At 58.4% G+C, this 238-nt stretch carries 1 protein-coding gene; it reads right to left on the reverse strand.

The window, feature by feature from the left end:
* On the reverse strand, nt 1-238 hold a 238-nt coding region (locus AAEY72_RS16245), incomplete at both ends, for an FUSC family protein (protein ID WP_352311714.1).

Here is a 238-nt window from a genome sequence, read left to right on the forward strand (position 1 = left end):
GGTCCACATCGAGCACGGGGTCTTGAATACCAAACAGCGCGACGATCGCTGCGGTGTAGCCTGCCAGCACAAAACCGTAATTTCGAAAATGTCGAAACAGGTTTCCATACCCGGCGCACGCTGCGATCCAGGCTGCCAGTACGAGCATTAGCCAGTGCTGCTGATCAAAGAACACCGTCAGCAAAAGTCCGCCTGCCATGGCTCCCACCACCGTACCGATCAGCCGCGCGCCGATGCG

Origin of the sequence: Psychrobacter sp. W2-37-MNA-CIBAN-0211 (assembly GCF_040309405.1) — a bacterium.
Taxonomy (GTDB): Bacteria; Pseudomonadota; Gammaproteobacteria; order Pseudomonadales; family Moraxellaceae; genus Psychrobacter; species Psychrobacter glaciei.